The 23,194-nt window shown below is 64.3% G+C and carries 22 protein-coding genes and 1 pseudogene; 20 read left to right on the forward strand and 3 right to left on the reverse strand.

The genetic code is table 11. The features are described from left to right. From ACWEMY_RS16355 to ACWEMY_RS16440, 18 genes and pseudogenes are all read left to right on the forward strand, one after another. Positions 1–2,205, forward strand: a complete 2,205-nt coding sequence (locus ACWEMY_RS16355; protein ID WP_452390675.1) for a hypothetical protein — start codon at positions 1–3, stop codon at positions 2,203–2,205. Further along, entirely contained in the window at positions 2,202–3,101 is a 900-nt protein-coding gene (locus ACWEMY_RS16360) for a phage tail protein (protein WP_452390676.1), read from the forward strand. Before ACWEMY_RS16355 ends, ACWEMY_RS16360 begins: the two co-directional genes overlap by 4 nt. A 632-nt stretch (positions 3,102–3,733) precedes the next feature. Beyond that, the gene (locus ACWEMY_RS16365) at positions 3,734–6,061 is read left to right on the forward strand and encodes a hypothetical protein (RefSeq protein WP_452390677.1); all 2,328 of its coding nucleotides are present in this window, start codon (positions 3,734–3,736) and stop codon (positions 6,059–6,061) included. A gap of 26 nt (positions 6,062–6,087) precedes the next feature. Next, entirely contained in the window at positions 6,088–6,612 is a 525-nt protein-coding gene (locus ACWEMY_RS16370; RefSeq protein ID WP_452390678.1) for a hypothetical protein, read from the forward strand. A gap of 112 nt (positions 6,613–6,724) precedes the next feature. After that, positions 6,725–8,242, forward strand: coding sequence for a Gp37-like protein (locus tag ACWEMY_RS16375; RefSeq protein WP_452390679.1), 1,518 nt, complete (start codon positions 6,725–6,727; stop codon positions 8,240–8,242). Between the two features lie 210 nt (positions 8,243–8,452). Then, a complete protein-coding gene (locus ACWEMY_RS16380) occupies positions 8,453–9,340 on the forward strand; it encodes a hypothetical protein (protein ID WP_452390680.1) in 888 nt (295 codons plus the stop codon). Then, the gene (locus ACWEMY_RS16385) at positions 9,341–10,420 is read left to right on the forward strand and encodes a hypothetical protein (RefSeq protein ID WP_452390681.1); all 1,080 of its coding nucleotides are present in this window, start codon (positions 9,341–9,343) and stop codon (positions 10,418–10,420) included. Then, entirely contained in the window at positions 10,417–11,466 is a 1,050-nt protein-coding gene (locus ACWEMY_RS16390; protein WP_452390682.1) for a hypothetical protein, read from the forward strand. Before ACWEMY_RS16385 ends, ACWEMY_RS16390 begins: the two co-directional genes overlap by 4 nt. 86 nt (positions 11,467–11,552) lie before the next feature. Then, positions 11,553–12,833 carry a hypothetical protein gene (locus ACWEMY_RS16395; RefSeq protein WP_452390683.1) on the forward strand — a complete coding sequence of 427 codons (1,281 nt, stop codon included), beginning with the start codon at positions 11,553–11,555 and terminating at the stop codon, positions 12,831–12,833. Further along, positions 12,833–13,264, forward strand: coding sequence for a hypothetical protein (locus tag ACWEMY_RS16400; RefSeq protein ID WP_452390684.1), 432 nt, complete (start codon positions 12,833–12,835; stop codon positions 13,262–13,264). The genes ACWEMY_RS16395 and ACWEMY_RS16400 overlap by 1 nt, the downstream gene beginning before the upstream one ends. A gap of 17 nt (positions 13,265–13,281) precedes the next feature. Beyond that, positions 13,282–13,572, forward strand: coding sequence for a hypothetical protein (locus ACWEMY_RS16405; RefSeq protein ID WP_452390685.1), 291 nt, complete (start codon positions 13,282–13,284; stop codon positions 13,570–13,572). Between the two features lie 55 nt (positions 13,573–13,627). Next, positions 13,628–14,914 carry a hypothetical protein gene (locus ACWEMY_RS16410; protein WP_452390686.1) on the forward strand — a complete coding sequence of 429 codons (1,287 nt, stop codon included), beginning with the start codon at positions 13,628–13,630 and terminating at the stop codon, positions 14,912–14,914. Then, positions 14,914–15,354, forward strand: coding sequence for a hypothetical protein (locus ACWEMY_RS16415; protein WP_452390687.1), 441 nt, complete (start codon positions 14,914–14,916; stop codon positions 15,352–15,354). The genes ACWEMY_RS16410 and ACWEMY_RS16415 overlap by 1 nt, the downstream gene beginning before the upstream one ends. A gap of 109 nt (positions 15,355–15,463) precedes the next feature. After that, complete coding sequence (locus ACWEMY_RS16420) at positions 15,464–16,033, forward strand: hypothetical protein (protein WP_452390688.1); 570 nt, start codon at positions 15,464–15,466, stop codon at positions 16,031–16,033. 291 nt (positions 16,034–16,324) lie between these two features. Further along, positions 16,325–16,705 carry a hypothetical protein gene (locus tag ACWEMY_RS16425; RefSeq protein WP_452390689.1) on the forward strand — a complete coding sequence of 127 codons (381 nt, stop codon included), beginning with the start codon at positions 16,325–16,327 and terminating at the stop codon, positions 16,703–16,705. 492 nt (positions 16,706–17,197) lie between these two features. Continuing rightward, a complete protein-coding gene (locus tag ACWEMY_RS16430; RefSeq protein WP_452390690.1) occupies positions 17,198–17,674 on the forward strand; it encodes a hypothetical protein in 477 nt (158 codons plus the stop codon). A 195-nt stretch (positions 17,675–17,869) separates the two neighbouring features. After that, positions 17,870–18,205: pseudogene (locus ACWEMY_RS16435) on the forward strand (HNH endonuclease); the annotation flags it as partial. Between the two features lie 159 nt (positions 18,206–18,364). Then, positions 18,365–19,600 (forward strand): HNH endonuclease signature motif containing protein, encoded by a 1,236-nt coding sequence (locus ACWEMY_RS16440; RefSeq protein ID WP_452390696.1) that lies wholly within the window; start codon positions 18,365–18,367, stop codon positions 19,598–19,600. Between the two features lie 125 nt (positions 19,601–19,725). Here ACWEMY_RS16440 and ACWEMY_RS16445 read toward each other — a convergent pair whose 3' ends face one another. Beyond that, positions 19,726–20,304: a cysteine hydrolase family protein gene (locus ACWEMY_RS16445; RefSeq protein ID WP_452390691.1), complete on the reverse strand. Its 579-nt coding sequence runs from the start codon at positions 20,302–20,304 to the stop codon at positions 19,726–19,728. A gap of 73 nt (positions 20,305–20,377) precedes the next feature. Between ACWEMY_RS16445 and ACWEMY_RS16450 the strand changes: the two genes are divergently transcribed. Further along, positions 20,378–21,355 (forward strand): GlxA family transcriptional regulator, encoded by a 978-nt coding sequence (locus ACWEMY_RS16450; RefSeq protein WP_452390692.1) that lies wholly within the window; start codon positions 20,378–20,380, stop codon positions 21,353–21,355. A 126-nt stretch (positions 21,356–21,481) separates the two neighbouring features. Continuing rightward, a complete protein-coding gene (locus tag ACWEMY_RS16455) occupies positions 21,482–21,817 on the forward strand; it encodes a hypothetical protein (protein WP_452390693.1) in 336 nt (111 codons plus the stop codon). Positions 21,818–22,046: 229 nt separating this feature from the next. On the opposite strand, the gene ACWEMY_RS16460 is transcribed toward ACWEMY_RS16455, so the two are convergent. Next, positions 22,047–22,760 carry an MmyB family transcriptional regulator gene (locus ACWEMY_RS16460; protein ID WP_452390694.1) on the reverse strand — a complete coding sequence of 238 codons (714 nt, stop codon included), beginning with the start codon at positions 22,758–22,760 and terminating at the stop codon, positions 22,047–22,049. Positions 22,761–22,895: 135 nt separating this feature from the next. After that, on the reverse strand, positions 22,896–23,194 hold a 299-nt coding region (locus ACWEMY_RS16465; RefSeq protein WP_452390695.1), incomplete at its 5' end, for an acyl-CoA dehydrogenase C-terminal domain-containing protein.

A 23,194-nucleotide genomic window follows, 5' to 3' on the forward strand; every position in this document is an offset into this window, starting at 1 on the left:
GTGAAGAAGAAACGCCCAACGGCGATGACATTGCCGGACGTTCTTGCGATGACCACCAGCGGCAAACCGGCTCCGGGACAACGGATCAGGCTGCCCAGCGGTGCTGTCTGGCACGGTGGAACCGGGTCGGGCACCGCGACGATCACGCTGCCGGATGACGACCCGATCACCCTCGATGCAGACGGCCGGATCCCGCCGAACAGGCTGATCGGTACGGGCCTGTTCGGCGTGCTCGACAGCGTGCTGTCCGATGTGCTGGGCACCCAACCCGGCACCATCGCCGAACGAGTGGCGGGGCAGGCGATGGACCTGCTCCGCCCGGACGGCGATGAGGCCGATACAAAGACTCGGCTGATCAAGTTCTCGTCGAAGACGACGTTGCACAATCCCGCGAAGCCGGACTCCGGTGTCGACCACACGATGGTCGACACCGCCGGCTCTCCGGACGGGTATGCCCGAGGCGGCCCGGTGAGCGGACCCGGTACCGGTAGCAGCGACTCGATTCTCGCCCGGCTCTCGAATGGTGAGTACGTAGTCAACGCAGCGGCGACAGCGAATGCGCTACCGCTGCTCGAAGCGATCAACGCGGGCTGGGTGCCGTCGGCGGGCTATCTGGCAGGCATGCTGCCGGGATTCGCCAACGGCGGTCTCGTCGGTGGTACCTCGGTGGAGGACCCCCAGCGTTGGCGTGCGCTGCTCGGAACCGGGCTGGCCGCTGATGTACTCGGCGGGGTCGCCGGTGCGGCCATCGATGCGGCCGGTGTCGCCGGTGCGGCACTCGGTGGCGTGCTGGCCCCTGTGTTCGGTATGGGTGGACCGTACAGCCGCCGCACTCAGGACCCCGTGAAGGTCGACCTGTCACAGGGTTCGCCGTTCAGCGCGGATGCCCCACCGCTGTCGGCCGAACTGGCAATCCAGCCTCAGGGCGTCATGAATGTGGCGCCGGTCTTCGCGGCGCCGTCCACGACGAAAGCCGGTGGTTCGGTCGCGCCGCTTGCCGCGCTGTCGGAGGCGCTCACCGCAGGGATCATGTCCTCGGCGACCGAGGCCGGTGGCCGGGTCGGGTCAGCGCTGGGCGAGGCCATCGCGCCGGCGCTGGGTCCGGCGGGCCTGCTGGCGCCCGATATCGGCAAGTCTCTCGGCGAGTCGATCGGCTCGCGCTTCGGCGGTGGTTTCGCGGCGTCGATGTCGTTGAAGACCGAGATCGGCGCCATGCCGGAAACTTCGGCGCTGGCTGGGAGCGGCGGGCCGGGGGGTGCGGTCGCGCCTGGCGGTGCTTCGCCGACGACAGTCACCAGCTTGGGTGACGGCACCAACGGCGGCTCCAACAGTGTGACCGTCACCGGCGGGTCGACTGGCGGCAGCACGAACACGGTGATGACCTACGGGTCGCCCGCGACAACCGGACCTGCGACAACACCACGCACTCCCAGCCTCAGCGAGGGCCTGCACGGCACCAATCTGGCAGAACAGGAGTACTGGACCACCTTCGGCGGTGCGGACTACATCGACCGTGCGTCCATTGTGGGCAGCGAGCTCGCGAGGAACTTCGGTGAATCGCTCGGGCTCGGGGACAACGCGGCACTCGGTGACGTGGGATCGACTGTCGGCGCGCTGGTCGGTGCGTTGGGAATTCCGCAGGTCAATGCCGCCCTCGGGGTCGACGGCGAACTCGCCAAACAGCTCGGGATCGAATCCGACACCAGCTTCTTCGTCCCTTGGGAGCAGCAGAAGGCCTTCGACTACGACGAAGGATCGAACCTTACGGCGGGCATTCAAGGGTTCCTCTCCGGCGCGTCTTCCGGCGGCCTGGTCAAGGGCATCACCGGTGCGGCGAAGGGGCTTGCGCAGGATGCGGCAGGTCAGCTCGGCAGCTTCATCGGCACCGGCATCGGCACCGCGGTCGGCGGTCCCGTCGGGGCTGCCATCGGTGGCGTCCTCGGTTCACTCGCCGGCTCGGTCGTCGCGGGTAAGGCAGTCGACCTGGTGACGAAGCCGGTCGAATGGGTGGCCAGCACCGCCAAGGAACTCGTCGGCACCGGATTCGGTCTGACCGACCTTGCCGAAGGCGTCGGTGGTCACACCGCTCGCGGCGACATCTTCAACTTCAACGGTATGGACCCCAAGAGCGTCGCGATGTCGATCGCCCGCGTCCAGCGCCGTCAATCGTTTGCTCAGCAACGCGGAGGAGGGCTCGGGCGATGACCCACCAACTGCTCACCAGCCAGGACACCAAGATCGTGGTCTGGGATATCAATGGCCGAGTCTGGCACCTGGCCGGTCCCAACGCCGGCCGCGAGGGCGTAAGACTCTCTGCGCAAGCGGGATTCATGTTCGCGCCGGTCCAGTTGCTGACCACTGAGGGCGCGCGCCAAGACGGTGCGACCTTCGCGCGGTCGGTCCGCTGGAAGAAGGAATGGGACTTCCTCGCGATCATCTCGACCGCCGCGGGAGCCCGGGAATCGAATCCGGTTCGTGAGTTCCTGGCCGTCCACGACGCCTGGTTCCGCGGGTGGTCCACCGACAAGCCGGTCACAGTCGGATACTTCACCCGGCACCAGGGCTGGCGGTTCCAGCAGTTCCAGCTCGACAGCGCGCCCGAACCTTCGGGTGATATCGATCCGGCCCGCAACGGCTTCGCCATGTACAAGATTTCGGCGACCGCCATGGACCCGCTCGAACGTCACTTCGACGAGACGCAGGTCTGGAGCAACGCTTCGGGAACGGGGGAGGGCATCCTTCGCATGCGGAACGCGGCCGACCAGCCGGCGTGGCCGCGCTACACCATGAACGGCCCCGGTCGGTGGTCGATCCTCGACCCGGTCCCCAGCGACTCCGGCCAACCGCGCATGGTGCAGACCCCGCGCCTGGTCGCCGGTCAGACTTTGCGGATCGATACTCATCCCCGCCATCGCACCGCGCGGTTGTACACCGAGGACAGTTCGGCGGTGGTGAATGTGTGGGGTCAGTTGGCCGGTCGTCGCTGGCTGGCTTCGCTGGACCCGTGGACCAGTACCGACATCGTGGTGAAGGTCGAGGACGGAACTGTCGACTCGAGTGTGATCGGGGCGGTGACGCCGAGGTCTTCGCGACCGTTCTGATCCTGCGTATCAAACGGAAAATCGATCGTGAGAGCCCAATCCCCATGCGGGATTGGGCTCTCGATCTTTAAGGAGCGAGCGCGATGACGGTTCCAAAACTGGTGATGGCATACGACCCCGCAGGGTTTCAGCAGTGGTTGGCTTCCTTGGTACCCGCAAATGCGCCGCCTCGGACGGACGCGACGCGGCAGTCGCGCGTACACACGCAAAACGGGATGACGGCAGCATCGGCAGTGCGCGCATTCGAGCGAGTGCATAGAGCGCGCGAAATAGGGACCCGCTTCCAAGACCGTGTACCTGATGCGCAGTTCGTCGATGCCCCGCTATCACTACCTAACGGGCCGACGATCCCAGGGCTGACCTCCGACTATCCCGCGTTGTCGGACAGGCCGGCAGTGCCGATTGACCTCCCACCCACGGCCCCGTCGAAGCAGGCTCCGTCACCCGCTGCGCCTGTGCGTACCCAAATACCCTCGCCCGCCCCGCAGTCCGCGCCTGCTCAGGTGGTGTCGCCGGTTTCCGCTACGCTCATTTCGGACCCATATGGAATGCCGGATACTACAGGAAAGGTAGAGGGCGATACCTGGACTGTTCCTATGGAGGGTGGTGGGACCAGAACTTACACGATTCCGATGGGTAACGGCAATCAATCAGTTGACATCGTTGAAAATCGTGTTGATGGCACCACGAGTTCGTCCAGGATTGTTTCGAACGGGCAGGGTGGATATCAAAAATGGGGCAAGAACGAATTCGGTGGAGAATATTACATCAACAAGCCCTCTGTCGAATCGGACGCTTATGGTCAGAACTTTCTGCCAGGCAGCGATACGGCCGCATCTCCCCACTCGGAGTTCGGTGCGACGGCCGACTGGAAGGATGTTGGAACACCGAGCTACGATACCAACGGTAACCGGATTGGGACAGATTACGGCACGCTGAACGAAACTGGTACGTACGACAATGCTCACGTTGACAACTATGCCAATAAGACATTCAGCAAAACGACCGCTAAAAATGGCGGAGGAGTGGAGAGTTCCTTCGTCGGGCAGATTGACAACAGTGGTCGTGGATGGAAGTTCGACGAAAAACAACGTCTCTGGCACTACGACATCGATATTCACGGTAAGCCGGTTGCCAGTCAGTATGACGAGAAGACTCGTCAGCGTACTTTCCTGACCTCGGACGGTCCGAATACGAAGTTGGAGACTATCGACGCCTCCGGTCATCCGGTAGCGCGGGTGACCTTCGATCCACAGGGCATGCTGTTGGCTGGATGGATGGCGGGTGATGAAAACCCAGTGTCCTTGACGACGATGTCCAAGGGAATGGCCGCCCAACTGTCTGCGGTGGATGCGACTCGAGCGTACGGAGCCGCGATCGCTAAGGCTGGAAGCACTTCCAGCACCGAATTCATGACTGATCCGACCCGGGTGGCGACCGAGAAGCTGACAAGGATGATCAGTAAGCTACCGGTTGGCAACGATGCGCGCATAGCGATCGAAAAAGACCGCGATGGCAACGTGATTTCCGTCAGCGCGGTCGACCCGGAGGGGCTGAAACATACAGTCCAATCCTCAGACATTCCTGATCCGAGCGGGCCGAACCAGGGGTGGCTCGACAAGCTCAGTATCGGCGGTACCTTGCGAGTTTTCAAGGATATCAGTGTGGGATTCTTTGCGATGACTGATATCGGTGCGGCTATCAACGGCATCGGCGGCGTATTCGGCAAACACCCGAATCTCCCGACCAGTGACACAATCGGGCAGGCCGTTGCTGACCAGGTGAAGGCGGCCAAACACGAGTATGACAACGACAATTACCTCGGGGCGCTCAACCATGCGGGTCAGGTAATCGGCCTTCCGGACTGGCGCGACCCGAATTCGGTCGTAGCTGTGGGAGCCACCTGGTTCGGTGCGCGAGCGCTCGGACGTTCTGCGGGCGCTGCTGGTGAGGCGCCACGAAACAGCACCAAGGAAGCACCCCATGTTCTCGCGGAGGGGAATGCCACTCATCTGTCAGACGGGTTGTCATTGGTTGACATGCAGGATGTCAGCCCGCACCTTCGTATGCGCGACATCAGACTCCCGCAACGCGGAGATGAAGCCATGCCTTGGGGATCGCCACTGGAGGGTGACTATGTCGGGCTGGGAGAGTCGCCCAAATATCCGACACTCTCTCCGAAGGAGATCAAGAACGCGAAGAAGGCCGATGATCTCCTTGCGGCGCACGGCTTCGATGGTAGGAAAATATTCGGAGATACGGCCTTGAATGACCCGGCGCGTATTCGCGCTTTTAGCGTTCTAGCGAATACAAGCTATGCTGGTAAGGCATCTGCCATGATTCCTGTGGCATTGAAGTTTTCTCTTGACCATGCCGGCCCTGCGAATCCGCGAAGCTTCGCGAATCATTACGAGTACGTCAAGTCGATGTTTGATGAGCATAGTAAGGCAATCGACTATTCGGGCAAGCGATCTGGCGAGAAGAATGCGACATATGCCGCCCGGACAATGGATATTGAATCGGTGCGACAGTCTCTCGCCAATGACGTTAAATGGGTGGAGTCAAGCGGATGGCGGAGCCGGGTAATGGAGGAAGGCTTCGCCAGTAGGCCATTGACGCCTGCTGTACAATCACTCGACGGACTCGGGTTCGGTGATCCTGTGGCGGCAGCATACCACGCGATCAAACATAGGCGTGAACTGCCCGATTCGGAGATTTCAGGCTTGTCGACGCTCGACGCGTATCATAGGAGCGCGGCGGAGACGGTGAAGAATGGCCACCGCGTCAAGATCAAGCTCGAACCGGGTGGTGTTAAGACCATTGTGTTTCATCGTTTGATTGTCTGGGAGTCTGGAGCCAAAACCTTGGAGGCCATCGTTAAGGTCATGCCTGAGGGCACAGTATTGATCGCAAGTTATGGAGATCCCAAATTGGTTGTCCCGAAAGCGGTGGAGAAGTGAGCGGATATGCATCGATTGCTGATCGTATGACTGCGGTGATCGCTGATTTCAAGATCGCGCTCGAGGTAGATCGTAGTGGCTCCGACGAGCATGATTCTCGCGTGAATGCCTTCGAACGCGCAATGGATGGTATCGTGCGCATAGAGTGCGCAATTCGGAGCGATGGGGACGGATCGGCCGTGCCGTTGGATGCTTTCAGGCGTGATGTCGTCGCCTTGGTGGGTTGGAACAGCCGAACGATGGCCTACTACGTGATGAACGCGCATTCTCGGGCGACATCGGTGATGGTCGATGGCTGGTGCGATGTGAGCATACGTAGATCCGCTATGCAGTTTCTGCTCGATAACTATCCGGAAATTCACGACTCGTTGGACGAGGGCGATGTCGAGCTGGTCTTCGAGATCGATGACGTGCTGCGAGATCACGCCGATGAGGTGGCGCCGCTCCCGAAGGGCGCTATTCCTGTTGGCATCCCGGAATCACACTGGTGGTGGTGGGCTCCGTCGGCCAGTGTCTCCTATGCGGAGCATGTCCGGCAGATCCTCGAGTAACGCTTTTGGCAGCTGAGAACCCAACCCGAATCGGGTTGGGTTTTTTTATGCCCAAATCTAGGAAAGGTGGTGGAGGATGGGTGTTTGGGACCCGCACGCGGAATCGCGGCGGATGGATGAGATGTTTCGCGTCGAGCAGGAGGATGCTCGGGATCAAGAGGTTCTGGTCCGGTATTGGGACAAGGACATGCAGGAGGTGGGGGAGGAGCGGAGTTACCTGTCGTTGCAGGTGAGCTTTCCGCGGAACTCGGCCGGCGGGTTGAAGATGATCTGCCCGCGGGACATGGTGCACTTCGACCACCTGTTCGGCAATCACGCTGATACGACACTGCCGATCACGGTGAACACCAGGGGTTTCCGGTGGGACGGCTACATCACCAAGGCGTCGATCGTCCGTGATGACAACGGGGTCGAGACGGTGGACATCGAGGCGATTCACGCCTGGAACCACATCTCCACCATCTGCTGCTGGGCGAGCCCGTTCGCTCCGGTGCTGGCCCAGTTCCCGCGCCACCACATTCTGTTCGGTCCGGTGCGGACGCTGGTGACCACGTATCTGACGATGAATCTGATGCGGCTGCAGGGGAATACGACGTTCCCTATCGCGGTCGTGCCGGTCGACCCGCGGACCGATACCAGCCGGTGGAGTGCTGCTTCGGCACGATTCGATATGGCCGACAAGCTGTTCCAGCCGATGCTCGAGGACTCGGGTGTCATGCTGACGGCGCGGTTCTTCCTGCCCGGTGAGGACGAACAGCCCGCACCGGAGTGGTTCTACCTCGACAAGCCGACTGTGGTCCTGGAGACCGTGGACAAGTCGGGCGTTACCGGCCCGACAGGCACGTTGATGGACGGAATCGTCTCGTGGTTCGAGGAATTCGCCGACGACGGCACGACACCCATGCGGTACCCGAAGTTCGACTCGACTACCGAGTACGAGGCGGTGTACGGGACGCCGGGGAAGTTCGGCACCGTGCGCAATCTGCCGTGGGTGTGGTACCACGAGGGCGAGTATTCCGGGATCGGCGCGTCCGAGGTAGCGCTGCACAAGCCCACCGCGACCGACATCATCGTCGGCGGACGCTCTCCGGGCTGGGTGAATGCCGGCATCGAGATGGCGATCAAGGCGCTGCTGTCGCTGATCGGTATGGACTGGCTCTATCGCGGTCAGCTCGATGATGTGTTCCTGGCCTGGATGGTCTATCGGGATATGGAGCGGGTCGGTAACGCCGGCCCGTACGCCTTCCGTGAGCTGTATATCACCGGCAGCGACAAGGCGTTCACGCTCGACGGGTTCGTCGCCGCTCGTCAGGGTCTGCACCTGACCCGCGGCTACACCAGTCACAAGGTGACCATTCAGGACAACGCTCCCTATCTCATCGGCCGCGATTTCGGCCTCGGCGACCAGATCGGCTTCGCCATGGGCGAGGCGGTGTTCACCGACTTCGTCACCGAACTGACCTTCACCGACGGCCGCGAAACCCCGGCCAGCTGGCAGATCACGGTCGGTGACGGCTCCGACGAAGAGGACTCCGTGGTGAAGGCGTGGCAGCGGCTGGGCCGCGTTGCCTCGGCGATCAAGGACCTGTCCACCGACGTGGGCGCGGATCTGGACCTGCTCATCATCTGACCAGACGGAGAAACTCATGAAACAGGATTCGCAATGACCGACTTCTCATTCCCAGCGCGAATCAGGGCGCACCGACAGCGCGACGTCGATGGGCTCCCGATCATCACAGCCGACGTGGAAGTGGCGCGCGAAGTGGCCACCTTGCCGCTACCTGCCGGGCCGATCGGCCCCGAGGGGCCGGCCGGCCGCGCGAAACCCACCTTCGTCCGGATGGGTTCGATCGCGAACCAAGCCGAACGTCCCGGTGACCTCGGCGCTGAGGATCGCGGCAAATGGTGGCATCGCCTCGACAACAACGCGATGGATGTCTGGACGGGGACGGGCTGGATGCAATCGCCCGGCGCGGTCGGCCCGCAGGGGCCGGTGGCCGAGCCGAACCAGATCAACGTCGCCCACACCCTGCACGACGAGAAACTGACCGAACCAGGAGTGCAGTTCAGCGGCAGCGGTGCCACGCAACAGCTGACAGTCACCGTGCCCGCGGGAATGGCCGGGCCTGCGGGCCCGCCGGGGCAGTCCGGGCCGATCAACGCGGCCGCCGACTTCGATGCCGGCCGGGCACCGACGGCCGGCAGCGTTTTCGCCTACGACCGCGGCACCCGCAAGTACCGGCCGCAGCCGACTCCGCTCGGTACCGGACCGTGGTCCTGGTACCAGTCGGATTTCAACGCGACACAGACCGGCGCTGTCGACAAGATCATCGCTGGCACGTTCACCGTGCCCGCGCAGGTATTCGATTGGCGGCCCGTGGTGCACGGTCACCTGTTCGCGCTGGCCGCCGCCGTGAGCGGCCTCTACGCGGTGGTGACGGTGCGGCTGCTGCATTCGGAAGGGCCCATCGTCGCGGGCTACCGACTGGGCTGGACCGATTCCAGCAACTATCTCTATGTTCCGCTGTCGCCGCTGTACGGCGACAGCGGAACTTCGCGAACGATGTCGCCGACCAGCACCTACGGTGTGGTTCCCGCTGGACAAGCCGCCGACCTGGTGGTCGTGGTGGAACGCCACGGGGTGGCCAGCACGAGCTCCGGCAACATCGGTTTCCACTCGAACGGCGCGTCGCTGGTCGTCTTCGCCGAGCCGGCCCTGGGAGGCTGAATGTCCACCGTCAAACTGTATTTCGACACGACACTGATCCGTGGCATCGATGAGGGCATCGGGATGCCCGGTGTCGTGCAGTCGATGCAAGGTACGCCACGGGACGGTTCGCTGGAACTGATGACCGGCACTCCCGGGCCGGTGGGCCGAACCGGTCCCGCCGCACCGAGATTCCGATGGGAGGGCGATATCGCGGACCCGGCGGCCCTGGCCGCTGTGGCCGCACGGTTGGGCCGGGCCCATGCGGGTCGCGCCTGGCGGGTGCTGTCGACGAACATGGTCGCCTACTGGAATGGCACCTCGTTCGAGAACTTCGCCGACGCCTTCGGCGGTCACGGCCCGGACGGTGAAAGCTGCAGGCTGACCATCGGTGAGGTGATCACCGGTCCGGTGAACAGTGAGCTCGAAGTCTCCATCACCGGGACTGCGCCCGACCTGGTTCTCAATCTGACAGTCCCGCAGGGTGTTGCGGGCGCGAAAGGACCCGACGGGCCGCCCGGCCCGCTTCGCGACGCCCCCGACTATCTCGATGGACCCCATCAAGATCGGGTTGTTCCGATGTGGGACGCCGAAGTGGGCAAATGGGCTCCGCGACCGCACCCTGGACTGCGGGGCCCGTGGTCGGTGGTGGAAGGGGCCGCCTGGGACGGAGGTCCAGGGTTCGCAGCGACCCAGGTCGACGTCGGCGCGTCGCCGAATACCGTGGCGATGCTGAAGGTGCCCGCCCAGGACACCGCATGGCGCCCGATGGTCACTGGTGGTGTTCCGGTCAGTGTGAAGGTCGGAACCAGCTATGAAACCCGCGTACTCGCGGAAGTTCGGGTCGGCGGGGTCGACGGGCAGATTGTGGCCCTCGGCGCGAGTCTGCCGTTCGTCGCGGATTCCTACGCCGCGTTCCAGCCGCACTTCGCCACCAGCGCGATGACTCCCGACAGCACTGTTGGGGTGATTCCCGCCGGGACGCCGGTCACGTTGTATGTCGTTCTCCGCAAATCCGGCGACGACCTCGCCAACAACTACACCTACTACATGTCGGGCGCGAGCATTATGTGCTGGGCTCGTCCCGTGGGGGCAGCATGAGCAGCGAAACGAACCTCCAGTCCGATGGGGTGGTCTTCGATGAGGACGTCAACGTCACCATGCGTGGCGTGTCCGACTCGGTGGGCCTGCCGTACACGGTGAACTCGGTGTCGCTGGTCGACCGGGAAGCCCTGATCGAGCTCAGGGAGGGCCCGCCCGGTCCGACCGGATCGGCGGGAGCGCCCGCGTGGCCGTGGCAGTGGCAGGGTGACGTCACGGATCCGGCGGCGCTGGCCGATATGAAGCCGGCCATCGAGGATGCGGGCAAAGCCTGGCGGGTGATCTCGGAGAACTCTGTATACCTCTGGACCGGAATGGAATTCGTCGCATTCCGGAACGCGTTCGGCACCACGGGCTACCGCGGCGAGCCCAACATGCTCACCGGCACCGGTGTCGCGTTGCCGCCGGGGTCGAACGCTACCGCGCAGCTGCTCGGCGAAGCTCCGAACCAGCGGCTGGAGATCGGGTTTCCCCGAGGCGCCGATGGGCCCGCCGGTGATCCCGGAGCTCCCGGGCGGATCGGAGACGCAGCCGACGTGCGGATCGGTGATGAAGACGGCCTCGGCCGTGAACACGTGCTGGCGTGGGACAGCGCCGATGAGGTGTTTCGGCCGATGCCGAGCCCACGCGTCGGCGGGCCGTGGGCCATTGCCGGACGGCAGTTCACCGGTGGTTCGAACCTCAACCAGCCCACCCAGGTGCTGGCCGCGATCACCATCCCCAGCCAGCCGACCGATTGGCGGCCCATGGTGCAGGGCAGTGTTCGCCTGTCGGGCAACAATGCCCGGTGCGATCTCGAAGTGCGGATCGGCAGCCCTGATGGACCGATGGTCGGCTTCGGCTTCGGCCGTGCCAGCACCAACGATCAGCAGGTGCTGATCGGACCCAAGTTCGAATACCCGATCGCGCCCGGTTCGACGATCGGTGTGGTTCCGATGAATCAGACGACAACCATGTACGTGGTCGTTCGCCGTGTCTCCGGGACCGGTACCTACACCGTTCGCAATGACGGTGCGCAACTCATCGTCCACGCTCAGCCTGTGTGAGCAGGCGAAGCCCGGAAACGTGGGCCCGGCACCGGTCAACGGTGCCGGGCCCGAAGTTTCGGTGCGCCTTGGAAAGGTAAACAATGATGGCTGAACTTCCCCTGAAGTACGGCAAAGTCGTCGGCCGGTTCCTCGCGAACGTCAACGACGGCCCTGACCTCGATGGACTCCCCGAATTCCTGCCACTGACGGGAACCGTGCGGTTCACCGCCGCGGTGTCGAAAGTGTCGGTGACTACCGCCGGAGCCGCGACAACCTATGTGCAGCTGCCTGAGCACTACGAGTGTTCCCTCGATGAGTTCGGCTACCTCACGTGGCGGGGACAGCGCGGTGTGCGGCTGGTGGCGCCCGGCCCCGAAGTGAACCCCTCGAACTGGACGTGGTCGGTCAGTTTCGATCTCCGATACGAGGATCGGCCGATCCCGATGGCACCCTTCGACTTCCAGGTGCCGGAGTGGGTACCTGGTCCGGATGTCGCCGATCCCGATTCCGGCTCGACCGGGCTGGTGGACCTGACACTGGTCGCGCCGTCGCCCGGTTCGCAGGGGACGGCTGTCGTGGTCGGGCCCCCGGGAACCGACCTGCAGATCGATGGCCAGGTGGATACCTACGCGGAGCTGCCCGTGTCCGCGTCCGACGGCGCCCAGATCGTGGTGCGTGCCGACGGCCTGCTCTATCTGTACCGGGCCGCCGACGGAGGCTGGCCCGCCGAGGGCAACGGGATCAAGATCAGGGGCCCGATCGGTGCTTCGTCGTGGGACCAGATCGCCGGCCGACCGAGCACCTTTCCACCGGCCATCGGCCCGAACTCGAATACCGCTGTGGCGGGCGACGATCCACGAATGACGAACGCTCGCCCGCCGACCCCGCACTTTCACGGCGTCTCCGAGATCAGCGACGTGTCTGCCCTGGGTGCGACCCTCGCACAGGCGGCCGACACCGCGGCAGCACGCACCATTCTCGGTACGATCACCGCTGACGACGTGCGCCTTTCCGACGTTCGCACACCCACTGCCGCGGGCCAGGCATACGACATCACCTTCAAATCCCATATGGGGACTCGCATCCCCGGGCCTGGAAATGTTCTGCCGGAGGGCATTCGGGTCGAGCGTGCGATCGAGGTCTCGGACATCACGTTCTTCGGCAACTCGGCAGGTTCCGGCGATCTGATCGTCGAGCTGCGGAACAACGGTGCCACCGTCACCGGCACCACGACCACGGTGCCGCAGACGCACCACGTACTCGGCGAAACCACGACGGGGTCCTGGCTTTTCCAGCCCGGCGACCGCATCACCGTTCACATCGTCAACGCGGACAACCCGGGCGGGCTGGGGCTGCAGGCCAGTATCAAGGCTGTGACTCGCTGATGCGGCACATTCTCGTCGCGGGCACGCAGCCCTTCCGTTCCTCGAGCATGATCAAGAACGGCTACCAGTCCCTCACCTCGAGCTGGCGGGATATCGGCAGCTGGACCGCCGACACCCAGAACCATCCCGGTTCGGTCGTCAACGGCCACGGAATCCTCGCGCAGGGTGACATCGCGAGTGCGAACATCACCGCTGGGATCGGATTCCAGATCTCCGCCGGAGCGGGCGGGCCGCAGCAGGCCGTCAGAATCCTGGTCAATGGGAACGTGGTGTCGACCGGGTCCACGGTCGGTGGTTGGAGCGGCACCCTTTCGGCGACCGCGAGTATCTCCCTGACCGTGGGCGACCGGGTGTCGGTCCAAGGCTGGTCGACCCACGGCGCCACGGTGCTGTCCGGTGCGGGGAGTTTCGTTCGAATCGAGGCGGCATGACATTGCGAATTCATCGCGTGGAGCTGACCCGTGACCGCGCGTGGCAGGAGATCGCGGTCCCGACAAACAGCGAAATCTTCTGGGTCAGAGACGAAGACGGGCAACTGGCCTCGTATTGGTGGGTCCCGGCCGACGGCGAAGATACGACCGAGCCCTGGCTGGTCCGCTCGGATGCGCTACCGGTTCCGCGCAGTCCCATGTTCCCGCTCGTCTACGGCGAATGCGATCGGCCGGACGCGCAACCGTTCATGGGCGAGGAGTTCGTGTGGGTATGCAAACAGACGCCACCCGCCGAGAACCTGGAATAGATCTCGAATTCCCTTGGTACGAGCCCTGGCTCGCAGCCCATCGAAAGGTATGACAGTGGCTGAATTGCCTCCCTTGAAGTACGGAAAGGTCGTCGGGCGATTCCTGACGAACATCATCGACGGTCCCGATCTCGACGACCTGCCCGACTTCGCTCCCCTGACCGGCACCGTCAGTTTCGCCGCGGGCGCCCCGGTGGTGCTGGTGGCGGGCGCCGAGCCTGCCCCCGCTACCTACGTGCAGCTTCCCGAGCACTATGAGTGCCAGATCGATGAAGCCGGGTACCTGACATGGCGCGGTCGTCGCGGTGTTCGGCTGGTCGCGCCCAACGCCGAGACCAATCCTTCGGAGTGGACCTGGCGGGTGTCGTTCGACCTGTCTTACGGCGGGCGCCACATTCCGATGGCACCGTTCGACTTCCATGTGCCGGAGTACGTGCCGGGCCCCAACCCTGCCGACCCGGACGCGGATTCGATCGGGCTGGTCGACCTCGCACTCGTGGCGCCGGTTCCCGGTTCGCCAGGTAATGCCGTTGTCATGGGCCCGGCCGGGCAGGGTCTGCGGATTGATCGGCAGGTGGCTGCGTATTCGGAGCTGCCCGCCGATCCCGGTGAAGGCGCCCAATATGTGGTGCAGGCCGACGGCTTGCTGTACGTGTTCCACGCCGCGGCTGGCGGATGGCCGCCCAGCGGGGCGGGCATCGTTATCCAGGGTGCGGCGGGCTCGGCCGCGTGGGCCGATATCGTCGGCAGACCCAGCACGTTCCCGCCGACCATCGGTACGACCGCCGACACCGCGGTCGCCGGTGACGACCCGCGGCTCTACGATGCGCGCACGCCTACCCCACACGTTCACACCACCGCGCAGCTCGCCGACGTCGGCACAGCAGGGCGGGACCTGCTTCGCGCCCCGGATATCGCGACCGCGCTCGCGGTGGTCGGTGCTGTGGCGACGACCGACCCCCGGCTCTCCGACGCCCGCACACCCACCGCGGCCGACCAGGCCTACGATCTCGCCTTCAAATCGCATACCGGGAACCGGGCCGCCGGTGCGGGCAACGTGAAACCCGAGGGCATCCGGATCGAGCGTCGCGTCAGCTTCAGCTCGGTGACCTATCGCGGCGAGACCGCGGGCACCGGCGACCTCGTCGCCGAGGTCCGGCGCAACGGCGAGCTGGTGGCCGGGACAGCGGCAACGATCGCACCGACCGCCCAGGCCGCCGATACGACGCTCACCGGTGCCTGGGTGTTCGAGCCTGGTGATCGGCTCAGTGTCCACATCAGCACGGTGGACAATCCCGCAGGCCGCGGTCTGCAGGTGAGTCTGAAGGGCACGACCCTCTGATGCCGTTGGTGATTGTCGAGGATGCGCCGGCCATGCCGCAGGGCATGGACAAAGTCGCCAACCAAGAGATCAAGCAGGCCACCGCGAATGTGAAGCTCACCGGGTGGACCGCGCGTTCCGGATACGTGTTCACCGAGATCGTGGGGAATGAGCTCGTGTTCGATCGGGCGGGCGAGTATTCGGCCACCTGCCGGATCACGCTCACCAGCGTGTGGAACAGCAGTTACGGAACCCTGCAGGTGATGCTGATGCGCAACGACACTCAGCTCACCGTTCAAAACTTCGTCAATGGGACGTCCGCTCTCGACATCGCACTACCGGTCGATGTACTGCCCGGCGACCGGGTGTGGGCGCGGATGACGAATACGCATGCCTCCTATCTGCCGTCCGCCACGGTGCTGGGAGGGGCAGGAACCTACTTGATCATGGACGCGCGGTAGGGCATTCGCCTACTCCCGTCACTCGTTGAACACGTTGTGGCGCAATCACTTTAGACTCCCCACTCGTCGCCGACCTCGACTGATCGGCGACCGACAGAAAGATTCGCACATGCAGAAGACCCTGACCATTGTCACGTCCACTGGAGACGCCGAGTTCTACCTTCCCGGATTCGTCGAGATCGACGCGATGCGGCAGATCGGACGATGGGGCATCGCCTCCGAATACGACATCGTGGTCGACGACCAGGAACTCGACGTTGTCTCGGTGGTCTCCATCGGTCGATCTGCCGGCATGCCGGCAGATCAGTTCCCAGGCCGCATTCCGCTCGGCAAAGCCTTCTTCGGTGACAACCCCATGTACGTGTACTACACCGTTGAGCCGGCTCAGCCGTGGAACACCGAGAAGACCATGGTGATCAGCGGCCAGATCGGAGGAATCGAAGCGCATATCAGTGGTTTCGTGGCCATCGATGACATCCGGCCACGAGGTGAATGGGACCTCATGGACGTCGTTGTGCGCTACCGGCCCAACGACACCGCGCTGCACAAGATCACCGTGTCGACCAGCGCACCGGATCGCGCATTGCCTGGCGATGCCATCGATCTCGGCGTGGTCTGGCACAACGACATCGCCCGCTACGCCCGCTACACCGATGAGATCGTCACTCCGGCCCCGTAACTACTACTGGTGCCACCGCTGGAACAGCCCGCACTTGCTACTCCGGCAAGATTCGAAAGGCCGACTTCCATTCCGGTCGGCCATTGGTGGTGGCTGTTGTCGTCAGGGGCCGAGCAGGTGCCCATTGCGCAGATAGCTTCCCACCAACTCGAAAGCCCTCGCTCCAGATGTTCAGGAGCGAGGGCTTTGTCATGGGCGCACCGCGGAACTCGCCGTGGTGATGTCTGTCGTCCTCCGGTGCCGACTCTCTGGCCGCGGGTCGGTGGTCCGGAGGCATCGAAAGGATGTGTGATGTCGAAATTGGTTCGTCTGCGGGTGAATTCGAATGATGCGTGGACCAGGATCGGCGTTCCCCGGCAGGCTCGGCTGGTGTGGGGTCGCCCGGTCCAGGGGGTGATCGTGGGTATTCCGGGTGGTGGTTCTCCCGAGCTGCCGAGCGCGTGGGATACCTATTGGGAGGTTCCGAGCAACGCTGTCGCCGGCGAGGAGAACTATCTCATCCGGCGTGGTGTTCTTCCGGAGCTCACGGTGCCCAGTCCTGAACAGCCGCCGCAGGAGACGCCGAGCGAATCGGGTTTGTCGGGGGCGACGAGCTTCTTCGCCGAGGATGGCGCGGTGTTCTGGATCTATCGGGATCTCTTCGGCGCTGGAGGTAGCTACCCGGCCAACTAGCGGCGGCGAATACCCATCGTGTTTCTGGACGACGCTACTTCGTGCGGGCGACACACTGACCCCCAACGACGGCGGCAACAACCGCCACGCGCAACCACTGGTCAGAACGTACACCCCCACTGCGAACATGCTGGGCATCAAAAGGGACGAACAAGGTGTCTGTTTTGATGCGTACTCTGGCTGTTGCGTGGTCGATCTGCCTGAATGCGTGGATTGATTAGAACGCGGAGTGTCCACCAGCGTGCAGTGGCTCGTGTTCGGTGGCGACGTGACGGCGGCCGCGTCGGCGCGGAGAGTGTTGGCGCCGTTCGCCGCTACCGGTGTGCGGGCGGAGTCCGGGCCGTGAACAGTTGTCGCGCACCGGCATCCGCTCGAATGTAGCTGATAGGGTCAGCTTTCTCAGATGCATCGAAAGATGTTGATGGCCAACCGTTATGGCGCCGTTCGGGGGCAGGGGGCGGGATGCGTCCTCCGTATGTGAAGGAGAACAAGATGCGAAAGCTGGCTGTGGGGATAGCGTTCGCCGCTGTGCTCGGTGTCGCTGGGTGTAATGGAGAGGAAGCGGCTCCCGCGCAGGCGTCCGCGCCGGAACAGTCCGCGGCTCCGGGTGCGCCGGTCTCGCAGGAGATGCAGCAGGACATGCGGATCACCGCCTCGGCGGCCGCGTTCGTTCCCGGTGTCTTCGACAAGGGGGGCCCGGCTACCGCGGTACTGGTGCTGGTCGAGAACACCAGCGCCGACAAGGTGGTGAAGGTGAACCCGCTCTACTTCTCCATCACCGACAGTGAGGGCGGCAAACATTCGGTCGAGCTCGGCCTGGCCGGCGATCAGATCGGCGCCGAAGACTTGCAGCCCGGCGAGAAGATCGAGGGCACCATCGCGGCCGAAGGTTCTTTCACCGCCGCCAAGGTCACCTTCAAGCCGCTGATCGGTGCGAATGTCACCGTGAATGTGACTCCCGCACAGTAGTCGCATGTGCTCGGCGTCCAGCCACCTCGGGCACATGAGCGGCGGCCTGAAACACGGGCCGGGTGCCACTACTACCCCTGCCACGCCTCGACCAGAGGACGGCCGTGTTGCATGGCAACGCCCAGGTTGTCACCGGGCGGTGGTCCTATGGGATGAGGAGGCCTCATGCTCATCAAGTGTGCTGATTGCGACACTATGTTCGACCCTCGCCCCACCGGGCGCGGGCCAAGCCGTCAGCGGTGTGAGGAACACGTCAAGCGGCGTAAGGCGGAGTTGATTCGCGCTCGTGACGCGCTCAACCGGGCCGAGAAGTACGGGGTTGAGAGGGAACTTGTCATCGCGCGAGAGGTGTTCGAGCGGGATGGCTGGATATGTCACCTGTGCGGAGCTCTGATACCGGAGCGCTTGCGGACAACCCGAGTTCTCGGCGGCCCACATGACCCGCTGTCCCCGGCTGTCGACCATGTGATTCCTCTGTCCAGAGGTGGCCCCCACACGATGGAGAATTGTCGCGCTGCTCATTGGACGTGTAATGCGCGCAAATTCAATATCGAGCGAGTCGAGACCAGCGCGGAACTGCCTGCTGACCGATCTGCTCCACGTGTTCCGGTGAAAGGCGACGAATGTAAGCTCGATGGGTGCCCGCGTCCAGTTGCCGGGCGCGGGCTGTGTCAGGCGCATCTTCGGCGCTTGAAGAAATACGGTGACCCGAACAAGGCCAAATGCGGTTGCGGGTGCGGTGAATTGCTAACAGTCGCGGCCAGTATCGCTGTGGCTGTCGTATATCTCGACGGTCACGGTGTCGCGACCGGGGCTGCGGTTTCTCCGGCAGTCAAGTTGAGGCAGGGGCTTATTCGTCATCCAGTTTCGGACCGCGGTAAGACGCTGTATGGGCTCACGGGTGACTGCCAAGTGTGGACCGGCTCCAAGAATGAGATGGGGTACGGGCGGATATATGTGCGTGTGCCGGGCCAGAAGCGTAAGGGGCGCGCTATCCTGGTTCACCGCCTCGCGTACGAGCTCGCGAACGGTGAGGGTTCAGCGCGCAATCTCACGATTGATCACTTGTGCGGTGTTCCGTTGTGCTGCAATCCCCGGCATCTCGAGGCTGTGACAATTGGTGAAAACCTGAGACGCGCCGCAATGGTGATCCTCGCTTGCCCGCGAGGACACACCTACGACGACGAGAACACGTACTACAGCCCAGACGGCCATCGGCGGTGCCGCCAGTGCAACACGGACCGGTACCACGTCGAAAAGCACGGGCATGAATTTGTTGCTGACCCTGAGAACGCAAGCGAGGTGCGACGACGGTGCCTCATTTGTCGGGAACGCAAGGAAGCGACACCGCAATTCTGCCCTCAGGGGCATGAGTACACACCGGAGAACAAGCGAATCGGCAGCGACGGAAAACGGTATTGCCAGCAATGTACCTGGGATAGAATGCATATACCGGACTACGGGCACTCATTCGTTCCTGACCCGAACGGACCGGCCAAGAAGCGGCGCTGCCTCATCTGTCGCAAACTGAATCCGCCTCCGACGCATTGCGTCAGCGGTCACAAGTTTACGAAGGCGACAACGGAATACACCGCAAAGGGTTGGCGCAATTGCGTGCTGTGCCGTCTCAATGCCGATCATCTTCCGAAGCATGGGCACGAGTATGTGATTGACACGAGCAACCCGACGACGGTGCGCCGTTGTCGCGTGTGCTTTATGGCGAAACATGCGGGATCTCGGTTCTGTCCATACGGTCATGAATTCACGCCGGAGAACACGAGGCTGAAGAAGGGGTGGCGCAACTGCCGGGCTTGTGAACGCAACAGGGGGCACCGTAAGTTGTTCGATCACGACTTCCTGCTCGATCCACGCAGCGGAAAGCAGGCGCGCTGCCTGACCTGTGCACAAGCTCGCGCGGAGCGCTAGAGACTTCCCGACGGTGGGACCTTCTGACGCTCTAGCGCTCGCGTTATGAGCGCTCGCGAGGCCTGGAACTGCTGTGCGGTTTCGTCGAGGCGCCGTGCTGGGTGCGGACGTTCGAGATTTCTGATTCAGGATAGGTCGGCGGCGGTCGGGACGACGACGGCGTAGAGGTCGGTGAGGGTGGCGAGGGCGCTCGCGTGGAGTTGGGCGGCGGAGACCGTGGCCAAAGGGCGGGTGGCGCAGGCTTCGGCGATGACGGTGGGTTTGTTGCCGCGGAGGAAGGCGCCCTCGGTGGTGAAGGTGACGCACATGTGGGTCATGAAGCCCGCGATGATGACGGTGTCGTTGCCCGCGGCGTCGACGAGGTCGCCGAGGTCGGTGTCGACGAAGGCGTTGGGGAAGGATTTGACGACGACGCTCTCGTCGGGGGTGGGGGTGACGGCGGGGTGGATGTGGCCGATGTCGGCGGTGATGTCGTAGGGGGTGTTCTTGCCGCCGTCGTGGATCACGTGGATGACGGTGGCGCTGGCGGCGCGGGCCTTGGTGAGGAGGTCGGCGGCGGTGTCGAGGGCGGGTTGCCAGCCGGTGAGTTCCATGACGCCCTGGGTGTAGGTGTTCTGGTAGTCGATCAGGATGACGGTGGAGTCGGCGAGGGTGGCGGGGGTTTCGTCGAGGCCGTTGAGGGCGCGCAGCGTGGGGGAGGTCATGGGATCGACGGAATTGACCGGCCGGGATGGCGGCAATGTCATGTAACCTGCAGATTCGGACATGGAGGTGGTGGTGGATCGGCTCGTGGTGATCGTGCTGTTCGATCGGGTCGATCTGCTCGATGTGACCGGGCCGCCGGAGGTGTTCTCGCTGTTGCGGCGGGAGATGGACGAGCCGACGGGGTATCAGGTGGTGCTGGCCGCGGAATCGATGGCGCCGGTGACCACCTCGGCGGGGGTGCGGGTGCTGCCGGATACGACGTTCGCGGAGCTGGCCGGGCGGCGGGTCGACACGGTGGTGGTGCCGGGGGCTGTCGAGACCGACGGCGAGCGGCGGGTGCGGGCGGTGGTCGATCCGGGGGTGGTCGGCGCGGTGCGGGAGCTGGCGAAGGATGCTCGGCGGGTGGCGTCGGTGTGCGTGGGGGCGCATATTCTCGCGGCGGCGGGGCTGCTCGACGGCAAGCGGGCGACGACACATTGGTCGACTGCCCGGCAATTGGCCGAGGAGCATCCGGCGGTGCTGGTGGACGCCGATCCGATCTATATCCGGGACGAAAACGTCTGGACCGGAGCGGGTCTCACCGCCTGCTTGGATTTGACGCTGGCACTGGTCGCCGACGACTTCGGGGACGAGCTCGCGTTGCGGGTGGCCCGGCAATTGGTGATGTATCTCAAAAGGCCAAGTGGCCAAAGCCAATTCAGCGTGTCGCTGGAGCCGGTGTCGACTACCCGGCGCATCGAGGAACTGCGGCACTACATCGCGCGCAATATCGCCAAGCCGCTGACGGTCACCGAGCTGGCTGAGCAGGCGCATGTGAGTGAGCGGCAGCTCACGCGGGTGTTCCGTACCGAGCTGGGGATGACACCGGCGGCCTATGTCGAATCCGCGCGGGTGGAGGTGGCGCGGCATCGGCTCGAGACCAGCGACGACACCCTGCCGCGAATCGCCATGGCGTGCGGGTTCAATACTGTCGATACGCTGGCCCGCGCGTTCCGGCGCACCCTCGACACCACCCCGGCCGAATACCGCAATCGCTTCCGGATCGGTTGATCGCGGGCTGTCTTGCCCCCCTTTCTCGGGCTGCCGAAAGGCATTGACCAGCTGTTAGACATCAGGGGTGCCGCGGGAGCGCAATCCGCGGAAAATCTGAAAGATGTGAGGTTCACAATGAGGAAGATGCGTGTCTTCGGTGTGGCGATGGCGGCGGCCGCGAGCATCTCGGTGCTGGGTGCCGGGGTGGCCGCGGCGGAGGAGCCGAGTACCGGGTCGGCGGAGTCGATCCTGGCCGGGCTGGGCAGCGGGACCGCCGAGGAGCCGGGCACCGTGGCCGAGGAGCCCGCCACCGGTTCGCTGGAAGGGCTGGACCTCGCGGCCCTGCTCGCGCAGCTGACCAGCGGTTCCGCCGAGGAAGCCGATCCGGTCGCCGAGGAACCCGCCACCGGTTCGCTCGAAGGGCTGGACCTGGCCGCGCTGCTCGCGCAGCTGACCAGCGGTTCCGGCGACGCCGAATAGCGGCACCAGACGCGGCCCGGGCTCCCGCGACCGAGCCCGTGCCGTCCGGCGCCCGTCGATTCGTCGGCGGGCGCCGCGTCGTGCCGGGGTGGTGCCGCACCGTAGGATATGGCCCGGTCAGGGCTGTTGACGGTGAGTGGCAAGGGGTTTGGCGTGGATGGATTGCAGTGGCCGACATGGGTTCTGATGACGATGCTGTCGGCCATGAACAGCGTGCTGTGGCTGTTGGTCAGCGGGTCGGGATAAGCCGGTATTGCCACCATGGGCGGGTGGGGAAGGCTGGGTCGTAGATGCGCAGCAGGAGGCGGCGTTCCAGGCCGGTGCTGCGTTCGCGGACGCGCAGGTGGCGGCGGGAGACGTCCTGGGCGCTGATTTCCGCGGCCCACACCGGGTCCCAGTCGGGGGAGACGCTGCACGCGTCGGTGATCGCGGTGACGCGCTGGCTCGAGGCCAGCGGGGCGAGCATGCGGAAGGCGTGCACCATCAGCTGGGCCTCGGTGGTCCAGTCGAGGTAGGCCTTCTTCGCGGCGGGGTTGAGGAACATCCACTCGAGCAGGTTCACGCCCGCGCCGAGGCCGGGGAACAGGCGCTGGTACTCGCTGTTGGCGGCGAGCATGTCGAGGGTGGGGAAGCGCAGATAGCAAGCCGGGTGGTTGAGGCTGGCCAGGTCGGTCAGGTCCTCGGCGGTGGGCGTGGCGGGCACGGGGCCGGAATCGACTGTGGGCAAACCGAGTACGAGGATGTGCTTGCGATACCACAGCGGCACCTCGAGGCTGTCGAAAAGTCGTTGCAGCATGGCGGTATTGGGCACCAGCGTGCCGGATTCGATCTGGCTGATCAGCAGCGGCGCCATCTGCGCCCGCATCGCCAGCTCCGAGCGCGCCAGGCCAGCGGCCATCCGGCGCTCCCGCAAATACACACTGAGCGCGGTACTGTCACCCATCCTGCAACCCCCGAGCCTCACCCCGACCGACGGTAGAACCCAGGGTACGCCGGGAAGATCACCGGGAGACGACAAACGGCCCGGAGCTCGAAGCTCCGGGCCGTTCGTGTCAGGGCAAGGGGTGGGCCGTCAACCTCAGAAGGCGGCTTCGTCCAGCTCCATGATGTCGTTGTCCAGGTTGGCCAGGACCGCGCGGGTGGCGGTCAGCTCCGGCAGGACGTTGCGGGCGAAGAACTGCGCGGTGGCGACCTTGCCGGTGTAGAAGGCGACGTCGGAGCCGGTGGCGCCGTTGTCCAGCGCCGCGAGGGCGATCTCGGCCTGCTGCAGCAGCTGCCAGCCGATGAACAGGTCGCCGACCGCCATCAGGAAGCGGACCGAACCCAGGCCGACCTTGTACAGCTCGGTCGGCTGCTCCTGGGCGCCCATCAGGTGGC

Source organism: Nocardia sp. NPDC004415, from assembly GCF_053602435.1.